The organism is Streptomyces sp. NPDC005494, assembly GCF_042872025.1.
Taxonomy (GTDB): domain Bacteria; phylum Actinomycetota; class Actinomycetes; order Streptomycetales; family Streptomycetaceae; genus Streptomyces.
Genome location: NZ_JBIAJR010000013.1, coordinates 203532 through 218570 on the forward strand (window position 1 = coordinate 203532; position 15039 = coordinate 218570).

Consider the following 15039-nt stretch of genomic DNA (forward strand, 5'->3'; position numbering starts at 1 on the left):
GTCACTCCTGGCATTTCGACAACGGATTGTTTCGGTATGCCGAGCCTACGTGCTCGCCGGACCCGGTGCCCCACCCGCCGGGGACCAACTCTTTCGGGTGAGATCTGAAAAGCACCTGGCGTGCTCCTATACCTGACCAGAGGCCGTGGACACCCGGGAATCCCGCGATTTCGACCCCATGGCCCACCATTCGGCGGTAGGAAGAGCATGCGTAGCCGTACCCGTACGCACACCCAAGGTAACGCAGAGTTACACGGGTGGGCTCCGGTCATATGCCGGGGACCCGTCCCTCCCGTGACCGACAACCGTGCCGATCCCGCGTCGATACGCGCCGATACGCGCCGGACCCAGAGTGCAGAGGAGTGCCCCGGTGAGTCAGCCGGAGATGCAGCCCGAAGGGCCGCCCCGCAAGGAGTCCGGCGCGGGATCCGGTGCAGGTACCGGAACCGGGCGATCCGTTTCACGCCACGGTCCGGGCCCCCGGGACCTGACCGGCCGCGCCTTCCCCCTCGGCGACTGGGGTGAGCCCGCGGAACGGCTCGACGAGCTCTACCGCTGGGTCGAGGCGGGTGCCCTGGGGACCGCCGACTGGTATCTGCGGGACCGGGTCCGCAAACGGCGCACGGCCAGGCTGCTCCGCTTCGGCACCGCGGCCGGAGTGGTCGCGGGCGCCGCCCTCCCGCTGCTCGACCTGACCGGGGAGCTGCACGGGTCGGCCGGCTGGGGCTATCTGTCACTGCTGCTGGGCGCCGCGTGCATGGCGTGCGACCGCTATTTCGGGCTGACATCCGGCTGGATAAGGAATCTCGCGACGGCGCAGGCCGTGCAGCGGCGCCTTCAGGTGCTGCAGTTCGACTGGGCGTCGGAGTGCGTACGGGAGATGCTCGGGCCGACCGAGGGCACCGCCAGCGAGGCCGCGGAGCGGTGCCTGGGGGTGCTGCGCCGGTTCTCGGAGGACATCACCGAGCTCGTCCGGATGGAGACGGCGGACTGGATGGTGGAGTTCCGCGCCGGGCCCGCGCCCATGGGGATGCAGTCGCTGGTCTCGGGCGGCCCGGGCGGCCGCCCGGAGCACAACTCCGCCCCCGGACGGCTCACCATGCCGTCGGTGACCCGGCCGAACATGCCGCGCCAACGGCCACCGGAGCCGCCGCGCTGACCTGCGCCCTGCCGCCGCGCCGCACGGCCTCCGGTCCCGGCTACGGACCTCGCTTCCGGCCTCCGGCCACGCCGCGGGCGAGGGCACACGCGGCCCTGTCGCGCCCGGTCTCCGCAGCCGCAGACGTGGCGGGCGCGGCCGTGGCGCCTGGTTTCCGGCCACGCCGCGGGCGAGGGCACACGCGGCCCCGTCGCGCCCCGTCTCCGCAGCCGCAGACATGGCGGGCGCGGCCGTGGCGGTGGCGGTCGACTCGGCCACCGCCACCGCCACCGTCGCCCTCAGCTGAAGATGATCATCGAGCCCTGCGCGAGGCTGCGGGTCGCCGCCGCGTGCAGGCCGAGCCAGACGTGCCGCTCCCTGGCGAACGGATGGTCGTCGTACGGGGCCGGGGCGGCCGGCTCCTCCAGCGAGGTGGGACCAGCGGGCGGGAGCGGGGCCGCCGGCGGGTTGGCGGGGTCGATCCCGATGGACGGCGCGACGAACTCCAGCTCGCGCAGCAGGCCGTGCGCCGAGCCCAGCGGCCCTCCGCCCTCCAGGAGCTGGTCGCCGGAGAGCGGATGGGGGAAGTCCACCGGGACGTACGCCCCGGCGTGGTCGTAGTGCCAGACCAGGTGCGACTCCTGCGCGCTCTGCTCGAACATCTCCAGCAACTGCTCGTAGTCCCCGCCCAGTTCGTCGACGGGGGCCACGGCGAGTCCGCTCAGGGTCAGCAGGTAGGCGCGGCGCAGGAAGTGCAGCGCGTCGTAGTCGAACCCGGCGACCGGGGCGACGTCCCCGGTGAGGCCGGGCATGTAGGCGTAGACGGGCACCGGCGGGAGCCCCGCCTCGGTCAACGCCTTGTCGTAGACGGCGATCTCTTCGGCGAACGGATTGTCGGGGCTGTGGCACAGCACATCGACGAGGGGGACCAGCCACAGGTCACAGGCCACGAAGTCTCGCTCTCCAACGGGTTCGTGAAGGTGGTCGGGACAGCGTAATGCGACCTGGACCCCGCGCACAGGCCGCGGGCAGGACGTACGGTCAGCCGCCGTGGCCCGGGTGCGGCAGGTTTCCGGCGGCAAGCCGGTCCGCCCAGTTCAGCCCGTGTGCGTAGTAGGCGTCCAGCACCGCGCGCACGGCGGGGCCGTCGACGGCCTCGATCGCCTCCACCAGCTCCTGGTGGCCGTTCCACAGCCAGTCGGTCACGTCGGCGTCGCCGCGCAGGTACGGCACGGCGAAGGCCCACGCCTGCATCCGCAGCCGCTGCAGGAAGTCGGTGATGTAGACGTTGCCGACGACCGCCCCGAGCTCCCGCCAGAACCGCAGGTCGTACCCGATGAGGATGTCGAGGTCGCCGCAGCGCGCCGCACGCGCGGCCTCCTCCGCCCGGCGCCGTACGGAGACGAGGGCCGCCCGGTGGGCGCCGATCACGGCGGGCGCCGAGCCGGTGCCGTCGAAGATCCCGCGGAACACGCCGTCTATGACCAGAGCACGCGCCTCCACCATCGACCGGTAGTCGGCGACGGAGAACTCGCGGACCCGGAAGCCGCGGTGCTGGTCGGATTCGAGCAGTCCCTGCGCCGAGAGGTCGAACAGCGCTTCCCGGACGGGCGTCGCGGACACCCCGTACTGCTCGGCGATCTGTTTGACGGTGAACTCCACCCGTGGCTGCAGACGCCCCGCCAGCACCTCGTCACGCAGTGCGTCGGCGATCTGCTGCCGCAGCGTGCTGCGGGTCACACCTCCGCTCGCACCCATGACGCCCTCCCCTTCTCGGCTCCGGGTCACCCTAAGCCAGAGCCATGCCCGCTTCCGGGCACGGGGGAGGGCGTCACACCAGGTGCCCTCTACACGGTGTGCTCGTCGGCGACGGACAGGGCCACGTCCAGGGCCGCCAGGCCCTCCTTCGCCTCGGCCTCGGTGATGTTGCAGGCCGGGACGACGTGGGTGCGGTTCATGTTGATGAAGGGCCAGAGGCCGTTCCGCTTGCAGGCCGCGCCGAAGGCCGCCATGGGGGCGTTGGCCTCGCCGGTCGCGTTGTACGGGACCAGGGGCTCACGTGTCTCCCTGTCACGGACCAGCTCCAGCGCCCAGAACGCGCCGAGCCCGCGGACCTCGCCGACGGACGGGTGGCGTTCGGCGAGCTCCCTGAGACCGGGGCCGAGCACGCGCTCGCCGAGCTGCGCGGCGCTCTCGACGGTCTTCTCCTCCTCCATGACACCGATGGTGGCGACGGCCGCCGCACAGGCCAGCGGATGCCCGGAGTAGGTCAGGCCGCCGGGGTAGGGGCGGGTGTCGAAGGTGGCCGCGATCTCGGCGCTGATGGCGACACCGCCGAGCGGCACGTAGCCGGAGTTGACGCCCTTGGCGAAGGTCATCAGGTCCGGTACGACGTCGTAGTGGCCGGCGGCGAACCACGACCCGGTGCGCCCGAACCCGGCCATGACCTCGTCCAGGACGAAGACGATGCCGTAGCGGTCGCAGAGCTCGCGGACGCCCGCGAGATAGCCGGGCGGCGGCGTCATGATGCCCGCCGTGCCCGGGATGGTCTCCAGGACGACCGCGGCGACGGTCGCCGGGCCCTCGAAGACGAGCGTGTCCTCCAGGTGCTGGAGGGCGCGGGCGCACTCCTCCGCCTCGGTCCGCGCGTGGAACGGTGAGCGGTAGAGGAACGGCGCCCAGAAGCGGACGACCCCGGCGGCGCCGCTGTCGGACGCCCAGCGGCGCGGGTCGCCCGTGAGGTTGATCGCGGTGGCGGTGGCACCGTGGTACGAGCGGTAGGCGGACAGCACCTTCGGCCGGCCTGTGTGCAGCCTCGCCATCCGGACGGCGTTCTCCACGGCCTCGGCACCGCCGTTGGTGAAGAAGATCTTGTCCAGGTCGCCGGGGGTGCGTTCGGCGATGAGGCGGGCGGCCTCGGACCGCGCCTCGACGGCGAAGGCGGGGGCGAACGTGGCGAGCTTGCCCGCCTGCTCCTGGATGGCGGCGACGACGGTGGGGTGCTGGTAGCCGATGTTGGTGAAGACGAGACCGCTGGTGAAGTCCAGGTAGCGGTTGCCGTCGTAGTCCCAGAAGTAGGCCCCCTCGGCGCCGGCGACGGCGAGCGGGTCGATGAGGCCCTGGGCTGACCAGGAGTGGAACACGTGAGCGCGGTCGGCGGCTTTCACGGCCGCACCCGCCGCGGAGTCGACGTACGGGGCGCGAGAGGCATCGGGGGTCATGCGGCGAGCGTAGGCGGCGGCGCGGCCCGGCCTCCATGGCCACTGTGTATGGCCTTCGGCGCTGGGCTCGGCAGGGTGTCGGGTCCCGGCCGACCCCCCGCACACCTTGACAGGATGCTGCCAACATGACAGCCTTCTGTCATAAGGCCCGTTCCGAATCCGGAGGTCATCATGACCGGTACGACCGTTCACCTGGCCGTCTACGACACCTTCGCCGACTGGGAGCCGGGCTTCGCCACGGCGCACCTCACCCAGAACGGCCACACCGTGCGCACCGTCGGCCCCACCACCGCGCCCGTCACCACCATGGGCGGGATGCGCGTCCAGCCGGATCTGGCGCTCGACGAGCTGGATCCCGCCGACAGCGGGCTGCTCATCCTCACCGGCGCGTCCCTCTGGGACACGGGCGACACCCTCGCCCCCTTCGCCCGCGCGGCGCGCTCCTTCCTGGACGCCGGTGTGCCCGTGGCGGCCATCTGCGGGGCGACCGCGGGCCTGGCCCGCGAAGGCCTGCTCGACGACCGCGCCCACACGAGCGCGGTGTCCTTCTACCTGGCGGCCACGGGCTACGCGGGTGCGCCGCACTACACGGAGGCCGACGCGGTCACGGATCCCGGCGGGCCCGCACGCGGCGCCCTCGTCACGGCGGGGCCGACCGAACCGGTGGCGTTCGCCCGGGAGATCCTCGGACTGCTCGGGGTGTACGAGCCGAAGAAGCTCGACGCCTGGTACCGCCTCTTCCACGACTCCGACGCGAGCGCCTACGAGGAGCTCCAGGCGTGAGCGCGGACGACCAGGACCACCTCAGCCGGACGGCCCTCGGGGTGTTCCGGCTCAACGGTCAGTTCCTCTCCCTCGCGGAGGAGCTGGCGAAGCCCGCCGGTCTCACGGCGGCGTGGTGGCAGGTGCTCGGCGCCGTCCTGGCCGAGCCGCTCCCTGTGTCGGGGATCGCCCGCGCGATGGGGATCACCAGGCAGAGCGTGCAGCGGATCGCGGATCTGCTGGTCGGCAGGGGCCTCGCGGAGTACCTGGAGAACCCGGCGCACCGGCGGGCCAAACTCCTGCGCCCCACCGAGGAGGGGCGCGCCGCCGTGGCCCGGATCGACCCGGGTCACGCGGCGTTCGCCGCCCGGCTGGCCGAGGAGCTGGGCGAGGAGCGGTTCGCGGAGACCGTCCGGGTGCTGGAGCGGCTCTCCGTGGCGATGGACTCGGTGGCTTCGGACCGCCGGTGAGACCACCGCGGCTGTCCGGCGCGCACCCGCCGCCGCCGGACCCGCCGCGCCCGCCGGGCAGGTGACGCCCCGTCCGGCGAGGACGGAACGGTCAGATCAGGCCGACCTGCATGGCGCGGGCCCCGGCCTGGAATCGACTACGCGCGTCAAGTGCTTCCATGGCGGAGGCGACATCGTTGCGCACCGTGCGGACGCTGCACCCCAGCCGGCGGGCGATCGCGTCGTCCGTGAGGCCTTCCGACAGGAGCCGCAGGACGACCTCGGAGCGCGGGCGGCGAGTCGGGGCGACGGGCTGCCGCCCCGTCTGCCGTACGGTCGCTCCGCGCTCCCAGAACCGCTCGGCGAGCGCGCTCAGCCGCTCCAGCTCCGCCGCGGACCGTACGACGCGGATCCCCTCGCTCTCGTCGACGATCACGGCGACCGCCCCGTCCATGATCATCGCGCGCGGCGGCAGGGTGCTCACCGAGCGCAGGGCGACGCCCTCCTGCGAGAGCCACTGGGCGTGCGCCATGGCACCCGGCGCCTTGATCACCGAGGAGGCCCACACCGCACGCACCTTGGCGCCTCGCCTCAGAACCATGTCCACGACGGGCCGGGAGAACTCGAAGCCGCCCTCGTCGTGGTGCGGGACGAGGAGGACGACCTCGCGCTGGACCTTGGCGACCAGCCGCTCGATGATGACGGACGCGTCGTGACGGTTCTCGCCGCCCTCACCGGAGTCACCGAAACGTTCCGCCTGCTCGTGCAGGGCGATGAACCGGCCGATCCGGACCGGGCAGGGCTGGGGCGAGCGGCCCTCACGCATGCGGGAGGCGAGCAGCGTCGGCAGGGCGATGCACGGCTCGACGGCCCGGGACGCCGTCCCGTCCTCCCCGCAGACACCGGCGAGACCTTCGGCCCGCAGGGTGTCGAGCACCCTCACGACCTGGTCCGTCGGCCATGCGAGAGTCTGAGCCAGTTCCCGCGTCCGCCATGTCGCACGCTGGAGCATCGTGCGGTAGAGCAGCTCCGACCGCACATCCAAACCGATCCCCGTATCAGCCACGTCAACCTCTCGGCAGTTGCTCTCTCCGGGCAGAACCACGCCCCTCTGACGTGGTCAACCTAGGCCGCCTCCAGCGCGGTCGGCGTGTCCGAGAACCGATTGCGACAGCTTGGTGCCACGCCCACCCGGGTTTCCCTCGCGCGCAGCCGGGTAGGCGGCACAACCGGCCATCCGCCGTCGCGGCGGGGCCTCCTGTGCCTCGGTCTCCCGCCCCAGCGACACGCCCACGCCTCGGCTCTCCGCCAGCACGGCGACCCGCCCGGCCCTTCGACACCACGGGCCCCCGCCCGCCCCGGCCCCGCGCGGCCCGCCTGCGCCTTCGCGCCGGGGCCGTCGCCCCCGTCCGCATCTGCAGTTTCCTGTACCGGGCATCGGTGGAGGGTTCCGGCGCGGGCACGGAGAATTGGCCGCCGGCGCCGGGCACACGGCACGGCGGAAGCAGCTCGGGCTCGGCGTAAGCGGCTCGGGCGCCCGGCACGGCACGGCGGAGGCAGCCGGCCAGGAACGGCAGCCCGGTGCCCTTCGCGAGATTCCCCGTACCCGCACCGCACATGGACTCCGGTCCGGGAAAGGCTCTGCCATGCAGCACACAGCGTTCCTGATCCTGATACCCGTCCTCTTCGTGGGCACCCTGGTCGGCCTCTCCATGGGCGCCCGACGGCTGCTCGGCATCAGGATCGGCACGATACGGGCGGCGCTCGGCGGCACCGTCGGTGTCCTCGCGACGATGCAGATCATCGCGGCCATGGGACCGAGCAGCCACCGGCCGGCCATGACCTCCGTCCAGGTGGGCTGCGGCATCCTCGTCACGATGCTCTTCCTGGCGGTCTCGGAGGTCGTGCTGCCCAGTGGCCGGCTGACCGAGATCGTGCGGCTGCCCGGCGTACTGCGCCGCCGCGTCGTGCGGACACGGCGTTACGCGGAACTCAGCGCCATCGCCATGCGCAACGGTCTCTCGCCCTCGTTGCGCGGACTCTCCAGGGCGGGCTCTCCGAAGGGGACGTCCGCCGGACGCAGGCACTCCGCACGTCAGTTGAGGCGGGCCCTGGAGGAAGCGGGCTCGACCTTCGTCAAGCTCGGGCAGATGCTCTCGACCCGCTACGACCTGCTCCCCGCCGAATACGTCGAGGAGTTCTCCGAGCTCCATCACCAGGCCGCCGCCGAACCCTGGGACCGCGTACGGGAGCTTCTCACCGAGGAGCTGGGCTGCGAACCGGAGGCGGTCTTCGCCGAGTTCGACCCCGTTCCCCTGGCCGCCGGGTCGATGGCCCAGGTGCACCTGGCGCGGCTGAGGGACGGTCAGGAGGTCGCGGTGAAGATCCAGCGCCCGGGCGCCTGCCAGGTGGTGGAGCGCGACCTGGACATCCTGTTCCGGATCAGCCACAAGCTGGAGGAGCACACGAACTGGGCGAGCACCATGGGCCTCGGTGAGCTGATGAACGGTTTCGCCGTCTCGCTCAACGAGGAGCTGGACTTCCGGACCGAGGCCCGCAACATGGCCGCCATCGTCGCGGGGGCCGCGGAGTCGGGCGCGGTCTGCTCCATCCGCACGCCCCGCGTGTACGAGCAGTACAGCAGCAGGCGGGTGCTGACACTGGAGCGCCTGCACGGCGTCCCCCTCAGTTCCGCCAGGGAGACGATCGCCGAACGCGGCCTGGACGGGGCGAAGCTCGCGGGCCAGCTCTTCGACTGCATCCTCGAACAGATCACGCTCGGCGGGGTGTTCCACGCCGACCCGCACCCGGGGAACGTGCTGCTGTTGAGCAGCGGCGAGCTCGGACTGCTCGACTTCGGCTCGGTCGGCCGGCTGGACCGGCGGATGCGCGCCGCGCTCCAGGACCTGCTGCTCGCCCTGCACCGCAACGATCCCGCCGCCCTCAGTGACGCGCTGCTGGAGATCGTGGACCGCCCGGAGCAGATCGACGAGAGGCAGCTGGAGCGTGCGCTGGGGCGGTTCATGGCCCGGTACCTGGGCCCCGGGGGCAAGCCCCACCGCGACATGTTCTCCGAGCTCTTCGTGCTGGTCGCCCGCCACGGCCTGACCGTACCGCCGGAGGTGGCGGCGACCTTCCGGGCCCTGGCCACCGTGGAGGGCACGGTCGAGCGGCTCGTGCCGGACTTCGACCTCGTCGCGCAGGCCCGTACCTTCGCCGCCGCGCGGGTCCAGGAGCAGCTGAGCTACGAGCGGGTCAAGGACTCGCTGATCGAGGAGGCGATCTCGCTCACCTCGGTCCTGCGCCGGCTGCCGCGCCGGGTGGACCGGGTCAGCAGCGCGCTGGAGGGCGGCCGGCTGGGGATCCGGATCCGGCTGCTGGCGGACGAACGGGACCGGCGTTTCGTGCGAGGGCTCGTGCACGACGTGCTGCTGACGTTCCTCGGCGGGGTCATCGCGCTGGTCGCCTCCGTGCTGCTGAGCGTCGACGGCAAGCCGACGATCATCGGGTCCGTCTCGCTGAGCCAGCTGATCGGCTACAACCTGCTCGTCGTCAGCTTCATCCTGGTGCTCCGGGTGGTCTTCTCCATCTCCCGGGGCCGGGGCTGATCGCGGACGCCGGCACCGGGCCGGGCCCGTCACACACGTCGGCACCGGACCGGGGCTGATCCCGGGCGTCGGCCCTGGAGCCCGGCCCGTCACACACGTCGGCCGGGAGACGCGGTGTGCGTCTCCCGGCCGCGGGCCGTCCGGTACCCGTCACGGGGTACCGCGACGGTGGGTCACAGCACCCGGAAGGACCGGTTCGCGATGGGTGCGCAGACGGCCACCAGGACGCAGGAGACACCCACGGTGGTGACGAGCTGCGTGAGCGGGATCTGGCCGGCGACCATGCTGCGCATCGCGTCGTTCGCGTACGAGATGGGATTGGCCTCGGCGACGACCCGCAGCCAGACCGGCATCGACTCCGGGTCGACGAAGGCGTTGGAGGCGAACAGCAGCGGGAAGGTGCAGAGGGTGGTGATCATGCGCAGCACGTCACCGTTGCGCAGTACCGCTGCCAGGGCGATGAAGATCCAGCTCATCGACCAGCCGACGAACAGGGCCAGCAGGATCGAGCCGACGACCCCGAGTATGCCGCCGGGCGGGTTGAAGCCGAAGATCAGCGCGGCCAGGACGGCCACGGCGATCAGCTGGTAGAGGGACCGTGCGGCGTCCGCGAGGCTCCGGGCGAGCAGTACGCCGAACCGGGAGATCGGCATCGTGTGGAAGCGGGTGATCACGTCGTTGCGCAGGTCGTTGATGAGCCCGTTCCCGGCCTGCGCCCCTGCTGCCACCGAGGTGATGATCATGATGGCGGGAGCCAGTCCGGCGATGTACGACAGGTCGCTCCCCTGGGGCGCGACGGTGTCGCCCAGTGCGCGCAGCACACCGCCGAACATCAGCAGCATCACCAGCGGCTCGATGAACGTCACGATGAGCACGCCCGGTTGCAGGTAGGGCCGTACGGAACGGCCTGTGAGCGCGAGGGTCTGGGTCAGCAGACTGCTGCCGCCCCACTCCTCGGACACGCTCACGCCTGTCCGGGAGGTCGGTCGGGGTGCGGTCTCGGCGTCGATGACCGTCATCGGGATGCTCCTTCTTGGGTGAGGCTGGTCGGGACGGTCACGCGGACACCGGCTTCGCGGCCGGCTCGTGGGTCAGCGTCAGGTAGACGTCGTCCAGGGTCGGTTCGGAGAAGGCCAGTTCGGCGATCTCGATGTCGGCGTCGCTGAGGAGACGTACGACGACCGCGAGGTCCGATGCCGCCGCCACGGGGGCGCTCAGCGCCGTCCCCGACTCCTGCGGCGTGGCCCGGATGCCGGCCTTCTCCAGGGCGTCCACCGCGTCCCGCACGCCGGACTCCGACGCCGGGGTCACCGTCACCAGGCGCTGGCCGACCTCGGCCTTGAGCTCGGCGGGGTTTCCGCCCGCCACCACGCTGCCCGCGGAGAGCACGGTGATCTGGTCGCAGAGGCGGTCCGCCTCCTCCAGGTACTGGGTGGTGAGGAGCACGGCGGTGCCGTCCTTGGCGAGCCGCTCGATGGTCTCCCACACCCCGATCCGGGCGTTCGGGTCGAGCCCGGTCGTCGGTTCGTCGAGGAAGATGACCCGGGGGCCGCCGACGAGGCTGGCCGCGATGTCCAGACGCCTGCGCATGCCGCCGGAGTACTGGAGCACCGGCCGTGTCGCCGCGTCGGTCAGCTCGAACAGCTCCAGGAGCTCGTTCGCGCGGGCGACGGCCTGCCGCCTGCTCGCGCCGAGCAGACGCGCGACGAGCACGAGGTTCTCCCGCCCGTTGAGCTGCTCGTCGACCGAGGCGAACTGTCCGGTCAGGCCGATGCAGCGGCGTACGGCCTCCGCGTCGGCGGTCACGTCGTAGCCGCAGATGCTCGCGGAGCCGCCGGTCGGCGGCAGCAGCGTGGACAGGATGTGCACCAGGGTGGTCTTGCCGGCGCCGTTGTGGCCGAGCAAGCCGTGGATCGAGCCTTCCGGAACAGAGACGTCGACTCCGTTCAGCGCTTTCACGTCACCGAACGACTTCACTACGCCGACTGCCTGAATCATGGGTTTGGCCACGTGCTCGGCCTCCGTTGCTGTGTCCGGTGGCCCGATGGCTGGCCCCGGTTCGGATGTGGGCTCGGACAAGCCACCGCCGCCGGGTGGCGATCGTAGAACCGCGCAGCGGCCGGAAAGCGGGGCGCTGCAGGTTGCGGAAACTCCGGCTCGCGGCAGGGGCCCGGTCGTGTCAGCCCCTGAGGGCTTCGCTGATCCGGGCGGTACGTGGACGCGCCATACGGACGTAGTCGTCGGTGGGCAGCGCCATCGACAGGTCGAGGCGGGCGGCGTTGAAGTACAGCACGTCGTGACGGAGCAGGTCCTCGTCGACGATCAGCTCGAGTTCGGGGTGGAAGGAGAACGGGATGATGGAGCCGCTGACCGAACCGGCCAGCCGCTCCGCCGTCCCCCGGGCCGCGAAGCCCGCCTTGCGTCCGCCGGCCAGCTCCGCGATCCGGCCGAGGTCGACGCGCCGGTCACCCGGCACGACGGCCAGTACGTAACGGCAGGTCCGCTTGGTCGGACGGGCCTCGACGACCAGTGACTTGGCGCCCTGCGCGAGGGCGTGCCCGCGCAGGGCGCTGGCGGCCTCGGTGCGGCCCTCCGGTGCGTGCGCGATCATCCGGTAGCCGGCCCCGTGCAGGTCCGCCAGCTGCCGCAGTCGCTGGTAGACGGTCCGGCCGTCCGGCGCGGCACCGTCGGGGCCGCCGGGCCCGCCCGGGACCCCGGGCACCGCGTACACCGGGCCGGGAGGGGATCCGGTCGCGGTCATGTCACCACCCGGCCGGTACTCATACGGTGATGCCGCCGTCGACCTGGAGCACCGAGCCGGTGATGTAGGCGGCGCGGTCGCTCGCGAGGAAGGCGACGAGATCGGCGACCTCCTCGGCCCGGCCGAAGCGGCGCAGGGGTATCTGCTTGGCCGCGTCCTTCTTGACCTTGTCGGCCAGTTCGGCGGTCATGTCGGTCTCGATGTAGCCGGGGGCCACGGCGTTGGCCCGGATGCCGTACCGGCCTACCTCCTTGGCGAGCGCCTTGGAGAAACCGATGATGCCCGCCTTGGACGCGGAGTAGTTGGACTGCGTCGCGTTGCCGTAGACGCCGGCGACCGAGGAGATGTTGATGATCGTGCCGGACTTCCGCTTCATCATCTCGAAGATCACCGAGCGGCAGACGTGGTAGACGCCGTCGAGGTTGGTGTCCAGCACGCTGTGCCAGTCCTCGTCCGACATGAGCAGCAGCGGGTTGTCCCGGGTGATGCCCGCCGAGCAGACCACCACCTCGACCGGTCCGAGTGCGGACTCCGTCCGTGCCACCCATTCCTTCACGGCGGCGGCGTCGGTCACGTCGACCCGTACCGCCATGGCGCGCACGCCGAGCTCGCCCGCCTCCTTCTCCAGCGCCAGTGCGGCCGGTTCGTCGGACCGGTAGCAGAAACTGACGTCGTGGCCCTCCGCCGCGAGCCGCAGCACGACGGCCCGGCCGATGCCGCGTGAACCCCCGCTGACCAGGGCGACGCGCGTCCCGTTGTCGTCTGTCATGTACTTCTTCTCCTCGCCGGCTGCCGGTCAGCGGGTCGCTGGTCCGGTGTGTTTCGTGTGGGGTTGCTCGCGGGGGCGGAAGGCCACCGTGACGGTGCCGACGCTCAGCACCGGTTCGTCGCCGGTCCTGCTTCCGCCCTCGAGGACCAAGGTGTCGTCCACCGCGCGCAGCAGCCGCACGTGATGCTCGACCACGTCGCCCGGGAACACCCGCCGGTGGAACTCGACGTCCCTCATGGAGCCGAACAGCATGGTCGTGCCGGACTCCGGCCCGTCCGGCCGTGCGGCCAGCAGGCCCGCGGTCTGGGTCCAGGACTCGAGCAGCAGGAAGTCCGGGTAGGCGAAGTCCGCCTCCGGGGGATCGGCGCCGAGCCGGGCGTACCACGGCTCGTTCAGCGTGACGGCCTTGAGCGAGCGGATCTCGTCGGCTGCGGTCATGAGGACCCGGTCGACGAGGAGCATCGGGTAGCGGTGGGGCAACGCGGCGCGTGTCTCCCCGGCGCCGGTCACCGTGCCGCCCCGTGCCGGTAGCGGAGCCGGGCCGTGGCGGCGGGCCCCCGGCCGGTCGCCACCTTCGCGGTACAGCGCCAGTCCGCGCCGCGCGGCTCCCAGACCAGCTCGATGTCCAGTACGTCGCCCGGGTGCACCGCGGCGAGGAAGCGGCCGGACTCGACCGAGGCCAGCCGGACACGCCCGGCGTCCGGGGGTACGGAGGTCTCCGCGGCGGTGCGCACACACTCCAGCACGCACACGCCGGGGAGGATCGGGAAGTCCGGGTAGTGCCCGGCGAAGACGGGTTCCTCCGCGTCGATCACCACCGAGTACCGGGCGGACCACTTCCCCGTGCCCGTGTCGTGGCCCGGCTCCCGCACCGTCCGGGGGCGGGCCAGGACAGCGGTCGTCACGAACGCTCCCCCAGCTTGCGCAGCACCTCTTCGTAGGCGCTGTCCAGCGTCCGCACCGTGCGCATCTCGTGCTCGGCGAACTTGACGCCGTACGTCCGCTCCAGCACGACGACGACCTCCAGGGCCATCAGCGAGTCGACCCCGAGCTCCTCCACGAAGTCCGTGGCGTCCCCGACCTCGGACGCGTCGGCGTCGATGGTCTCGGCCAGCAACGCACGGAGTTCCTCCCGATCGAGCTGGGCCACCGCGTCGATTGACATGCTCTTCCTTCCGGTTGCGCTCGGACCGGCCGGTCAGCCGGCGAGGGTGCGGATCACGGCGCACGCGACGAGGCCGTCGTCGTCCACCGATGAGATGACGGCGATGTCGCCCGCCGCCGAGTCCTCCCGGCCTGCGGCGCTCAGCAGGGAGCCGATCTGGAACGCGGCGGACGCGCCGGAGGTGTCCCCGACTCCGTCCAGGGACGGCGCCCGGTCCAGGGCCAGGGCGCCGAAGCGAGCGGTGAGCACCTCGCGCTCCTCGTCACCGGCGCGTCCGGCGAGACCGGAGGCCGAGACCGACCGGACCTCCTCGGCGTCGACACCGGCCCGTGCCAGTACCCCGTCGAGGCAGGCGTCGAGCACGGGGCGCAGCCCCGTCCCGGAGTAGACCCGGGACTCCACGGCCAGCACCTCGGCGAGGGCCCGGCCGTCCTGGCCGGCCTCCGACGCGGACTCCAGCATGAACATGGCGCAGCCCTCACCGAGCAGCGCGCCCGCCGCGTCCTCGGCACGACGGTGGTGGTCCAGCCACGCCCGCGCGTCGGAGAACTCCTCGACGGCGCCGCACAGCACGGTCTCGGCGCGGCCCGCGCGCAGCAGTCCGGCCGCGTAGCTCAGCGCGGAGAGTCCGGCGACCCGGCCGCCGGCGATCGTGGTGTTCGGCCCCTTCAGCCTGTGCCAGATGGCGCACTGGCCGGCGGCGCAGTTCATCACCGCGTTCGGCATCAGGGAGGGGTCGACGTAGAAGGGGCGTTCACCGACCAGGGAGGCGCGGGTGAAGTCCATCATGCTCTGGGCGCTGCCGGTGGTCGTGCCGAGCACCAGGGCGGTCTCCTCGTCGCCTCCCCTGCGCCGGTCCCCGCTGTCCCGCAGCAGGTCCCGGACGGCGGTGACGGCCAGCCCGGTCACCCGGTCCATCGACCGGGTGCCCTTCTTGCCGAGTACCTCGCGGAGGTCGAAGCCGGGAACCAGGCACGCCCGGTCGTCCGGCGCGGCCCACTCGCCGGAGTCCAGTACGGACGTGGCGTCCCTGCTGGCCAGCACACCGGCCGCAAACTCGTCCTTGCCGATGCCGTACGGCGACACCGCGGACCACGCGGTGATCACCGGGCGGTTGAGGGTCGCGGACGCGCTCGCCGAAAAGGTCATGGTCATTCCGTCCTGCT

At 72.0% G+C, this 15039-nt stretch carries 16 protein-coding genes; 4 read left to right on the forward strand and 12 right to left on the reverse strand.

Annotated elements, in window-relative coordinates; translation table 11 throughout:
• Nucleotides 1–370: 370 nt before the first annotated feature.
• Nucleotides 371–1159, forward strand: a complete 789-nt coding sequence (locus tag ACFYQ6_RS31485; protein ID WP_361579785.1) for an SLATT domain-containing protein — start codon at nucleotides 371–373, stop codon at nucleotides 1157–1159.
• A 278-nt stretch (nucleotides 1160–1437) separates the two neighbouring features.
• Here the strand turns inward: ACFYQ6_RS31485 and ACFYQ6_RS31490 are convergent, their stop codons facing one another.
• The 3 genes from ACFYQ6_RS31490 to ACFYQ6_RS31500 form a co-directional block, all read right to left on the reverse strand.
• Nucleotides 1438–2088 (reverse strand): hypothetical protein, encoded by a 651-nt coding sequence (locus ACFYQ6_RS31490; protein WP_356744288.1) that lies wholly within the window; start codon nucleotides 2086–2088, stop codon nucleotides 1438–1440.
• Nucleotides 2089–2179: 91 nt separating this feature from the next.
• Nucleotides 2180–2896 carry a GntR family transcriptional regulator gene (locus ACFYQ6_RS31495; protein WP_388766241.1) on the reverse strand — a complete coding sequence of 239 codons (717 nt, stop codon included), beginning with the start codon at nucleotides 2894–2896 and terminating at the stop codon, nucleotides 2180–2182.
• Nucleotides 2897–2985: 89 nt separating this feature from the next.
• Nucleotides 2986–4359: an aspartate aminotransferase family protein gene (locus ACFYQ6_RS31500; RefSeq protein ID WP_388766243.1), complete on the reverse strand. Its 1374-nt coding sequence runs from the start codon at nucleotides 4357–4359 to the stop codon at nucleotides 2986–2988.
• Nucleotides 4360–4530: 171 nt separating this feature from the next.
• Between ACFYQ6_RS31500 and ACFYQ6_RS31505 the strand changes: the two genes are divergently transcribed.
• The gene (locus ACFYQ6_RS31505; RefSeq protein ID WP_361579791.1) at nucleotides 4531–5142 is read left to right on the forward strand and encodes a DJ-1/PfpI family protein; all 612 of its coding nucleotides are present in this window, start codon (nucleotides 4531–4533) and stop codon (nucleotides 5140–5142) included.
• Complete coding sequence (locus ACFYQ6_RS31510; RefSeq protein ID WP_361579793.1) at nucleotides 5139–5591, forward strand: MarR family transcriptional regulator; 453 nt, start codon at nucleotides 5139–5141, stop codon at nucleotides 5589–5591. Before ACFYQ6_RS31505 ends, ACFYQ6_RS31510 begins: the two co-directional genes overlap by 4 nt.
• Before the next feature lie 91 nt (nucleotides 5592–5682).
• Here ACFYQ6_RS31510 and ACFYQ6_RS31515 read toward each other — a convergent pair whose 3' ends face one another.
• Nucleotides 5683–6636 carry a helix-turn-helix domain-containing protein gene (locus ACFYQ6_RS31515; RefSeq protein WP_361579795.1) on the reverse strand — a complete coding sequence of 318 codons (954 nt, stop codon included), beginning with the start codon at nucleotides 6634–6636 and terminating at the stop codon, nucleotides 5683–5685.
• Nucleotides 6637–7216: 580 nt separating this feature from the next.
• Here ACFYQ6_RS31515 and ACFYQ6_RS31520 point away from each other — a divergent pair.
• Nucleotides 7217–9178: an AarF/UbiB family protein gene (locus ACFYQ6_RS31520; protein WP_361579797.1), complete on the forward strand. Its 1962-nt coding sequence runs from the start codon at nucleotides 7217–7219 to the stop codon at nucleotides 9176–9178.
• Nucleotides 9179–9351: 173 nt separating this feature from the next.
• Here the strand turns inward: ACFYQ6_RS31520 and ACFYQ6_RS31525 are convergent, their stop codons facing one another.
• From ACFYQ6_RS31525 to ACFYQ6_RS31560, 8 genes are all read right to left on the reverse strand, one after another.
• Nucleotides 9352–10197, reverse strand: a complete 846-nt coding sequence (locus ACFYQ6_RS31525) for an ABC transporter permease (RefSeq protein WP_361579799.1) — start codon at nucleotides 10195–10197, stop codon at nucleotides 9352–9354.
• Nucleotides 10198–10234: 37 nt separating this feature from the next.
• Complete coding sequence (locus ACFYQ6_RS31530) at nucleotides 10235–11188, reverse strand: ATP-binding cassette domain-containing protein (RefSeq protein WP_388766247.1); 954 nt, start codon at nucleotides 11186–11188, stop codon at nucleotides 10235–10237.
• Between the two features lie 169 nt (nucleotides 11189–11357).
• Nucleotides 11358–11789 carry a YbaK/EbsC family protein gene (locus ACFYQ6_RS31535; protein WP_361579880.1) on the reverse strand — a complete coding sequence of 144 codons (432 nt, stop codon included), beginning with the start codon at nucleotides 11787–11789 and terminating at the stop codon, nucleotides 11358–11360.
• A gap of 169 nt (nucleotides 11790–11958) precedes the next feature.
• The gene (gene fabG / locus ACFYQ6_RS31540; protein WP_356744270.1) at nucleotides 11959–12708 is read right to left on the reverse strand and encodes a 3-oxoacyl-[acyl-carrier-protein] reductase; all 750 of its coding nucleotides are present in this window, start codon (nucleotides 12706–12708) and stop codon (nucleotides 11959–11961) included.
• A gap of 27 nt (nucleotides 12709–12735) precedes the next feature.
• Entirely contained in the window at nucleotides 12736–13218 is a 483-nt protein-coding gene (locus ACFYQ6_RS31545; RefSeq protein ID WP_361579802.1) for a beta-hydroxyacyl-ACP dehydratase, read from the reverse strand.
• A complete protein-coding gene (locus tag ACFYQ6_RS31550; protein WP_361579804.1) occupies nucleotides 13215–13613 on the reverse strand; it encodes a hypothetical protein in 399 nt (132 codons plus the stop codon). Before ACFYQ6_RS31550 ends, ACFYQ6_RS31545 begins: the two co-directional genes overlap by 4 nt.
• The gene (locus tag ACFYQ6_RS31555; protein ID WP_361579806.1) at nucleotides 13610–13873 is read right to left on the reverse strand and encodes an acyl carrier protein; all 264 of its coding nucleotides are present in this window, start codon (nucleotides 13871–13873) and stop codon (nucleotides 13610–13612) included. Before ACFYQ6_RS31555 ends, ACFYQ6_RS31550 begins: the two co-directional genes overlap by 4 nt.
• 33 nt (nucleotides 13874–13906) lie before the next feature.
• Nucleotides 13907–15022: a beta-ketoacyl synthase N-terminal-like domain-containing protein gene (locus ACFYQ6_RS31560; RefSeq protein WP_388766250.1), complete on the reverse strand. Its 1116-nt coding sequence runs from the start codon at nucleotides 15020–15022 to the stop codon at nucleotides 13907–13909.
• Nucleotides 15023–15039 lie beyond the last annotated feature (17 nt).

Coding starts and splice junctions, on each gene's coding strand:
- ACFYQ6_RS31495 (WP_388766241.1), bottom strand. CDS start 2,896: ATGGGTGCGAGCGGAGGTGTGACCCGCAGCACGCTGCGGCAGCAGATC.
- ACFYQ6_RS31500 (WP_388766243.1), bottom strand. CDS start 4,359: ATGACCCCCGATGCCTCTCGCGCCCCGTACGTCGACTCCGCGGCGGGT.
- ACFYQ6_RS31505 (WP_361579791.1), top strand. CDS start 4,531: ATGACCGGTACGACCGTTCACCTGGCCGTCTACGACACCTTCGCCGAC.
- ACFYQ6_RS31520 (WP_361579797.1), top strand. CDS start 7,217: ATGCAGCACACAGCGTTCCTGATCCTGATACCCGTCCTCTTCGTGGGC.
- ACFYQ6_RS31525 (WP_361579799.1), bottom strand. CDS start 10,197: ATGACGGTCATCGACGCCGAGACCGCACCCCGACCGACCTCCCGGACA.
- ACFYQ6_RS31535 (WP_361579880.1), bottom strand. CDS start 11,789: ATGATCGCGCACGCACCGGAGGGCCGCACCGAGGCCGCCAGCGCCCTG.
- fabG (WP_356744270.1), bottom strand. CDS start 12,708: ATGACAGACGACAACGGGACGCGCGTCGCCCTGGTCAGCGGGGGTTCA.
- ACFYQ6_RS31555 (WP_361579806.1), bottom strand. CDS start 13,873: ATGTCAATCGACGCGGTGGCCCAGCTCGATCGGGAGGAACTCCGTGCG.
- ACFYQ6_RS31560 (WP_388766250.1), bottom strand. CDS start 15,022: ATGACCTTTTCGGCGAGCGCGTCCGCGACCCTCAACCGCCCGGTGATC.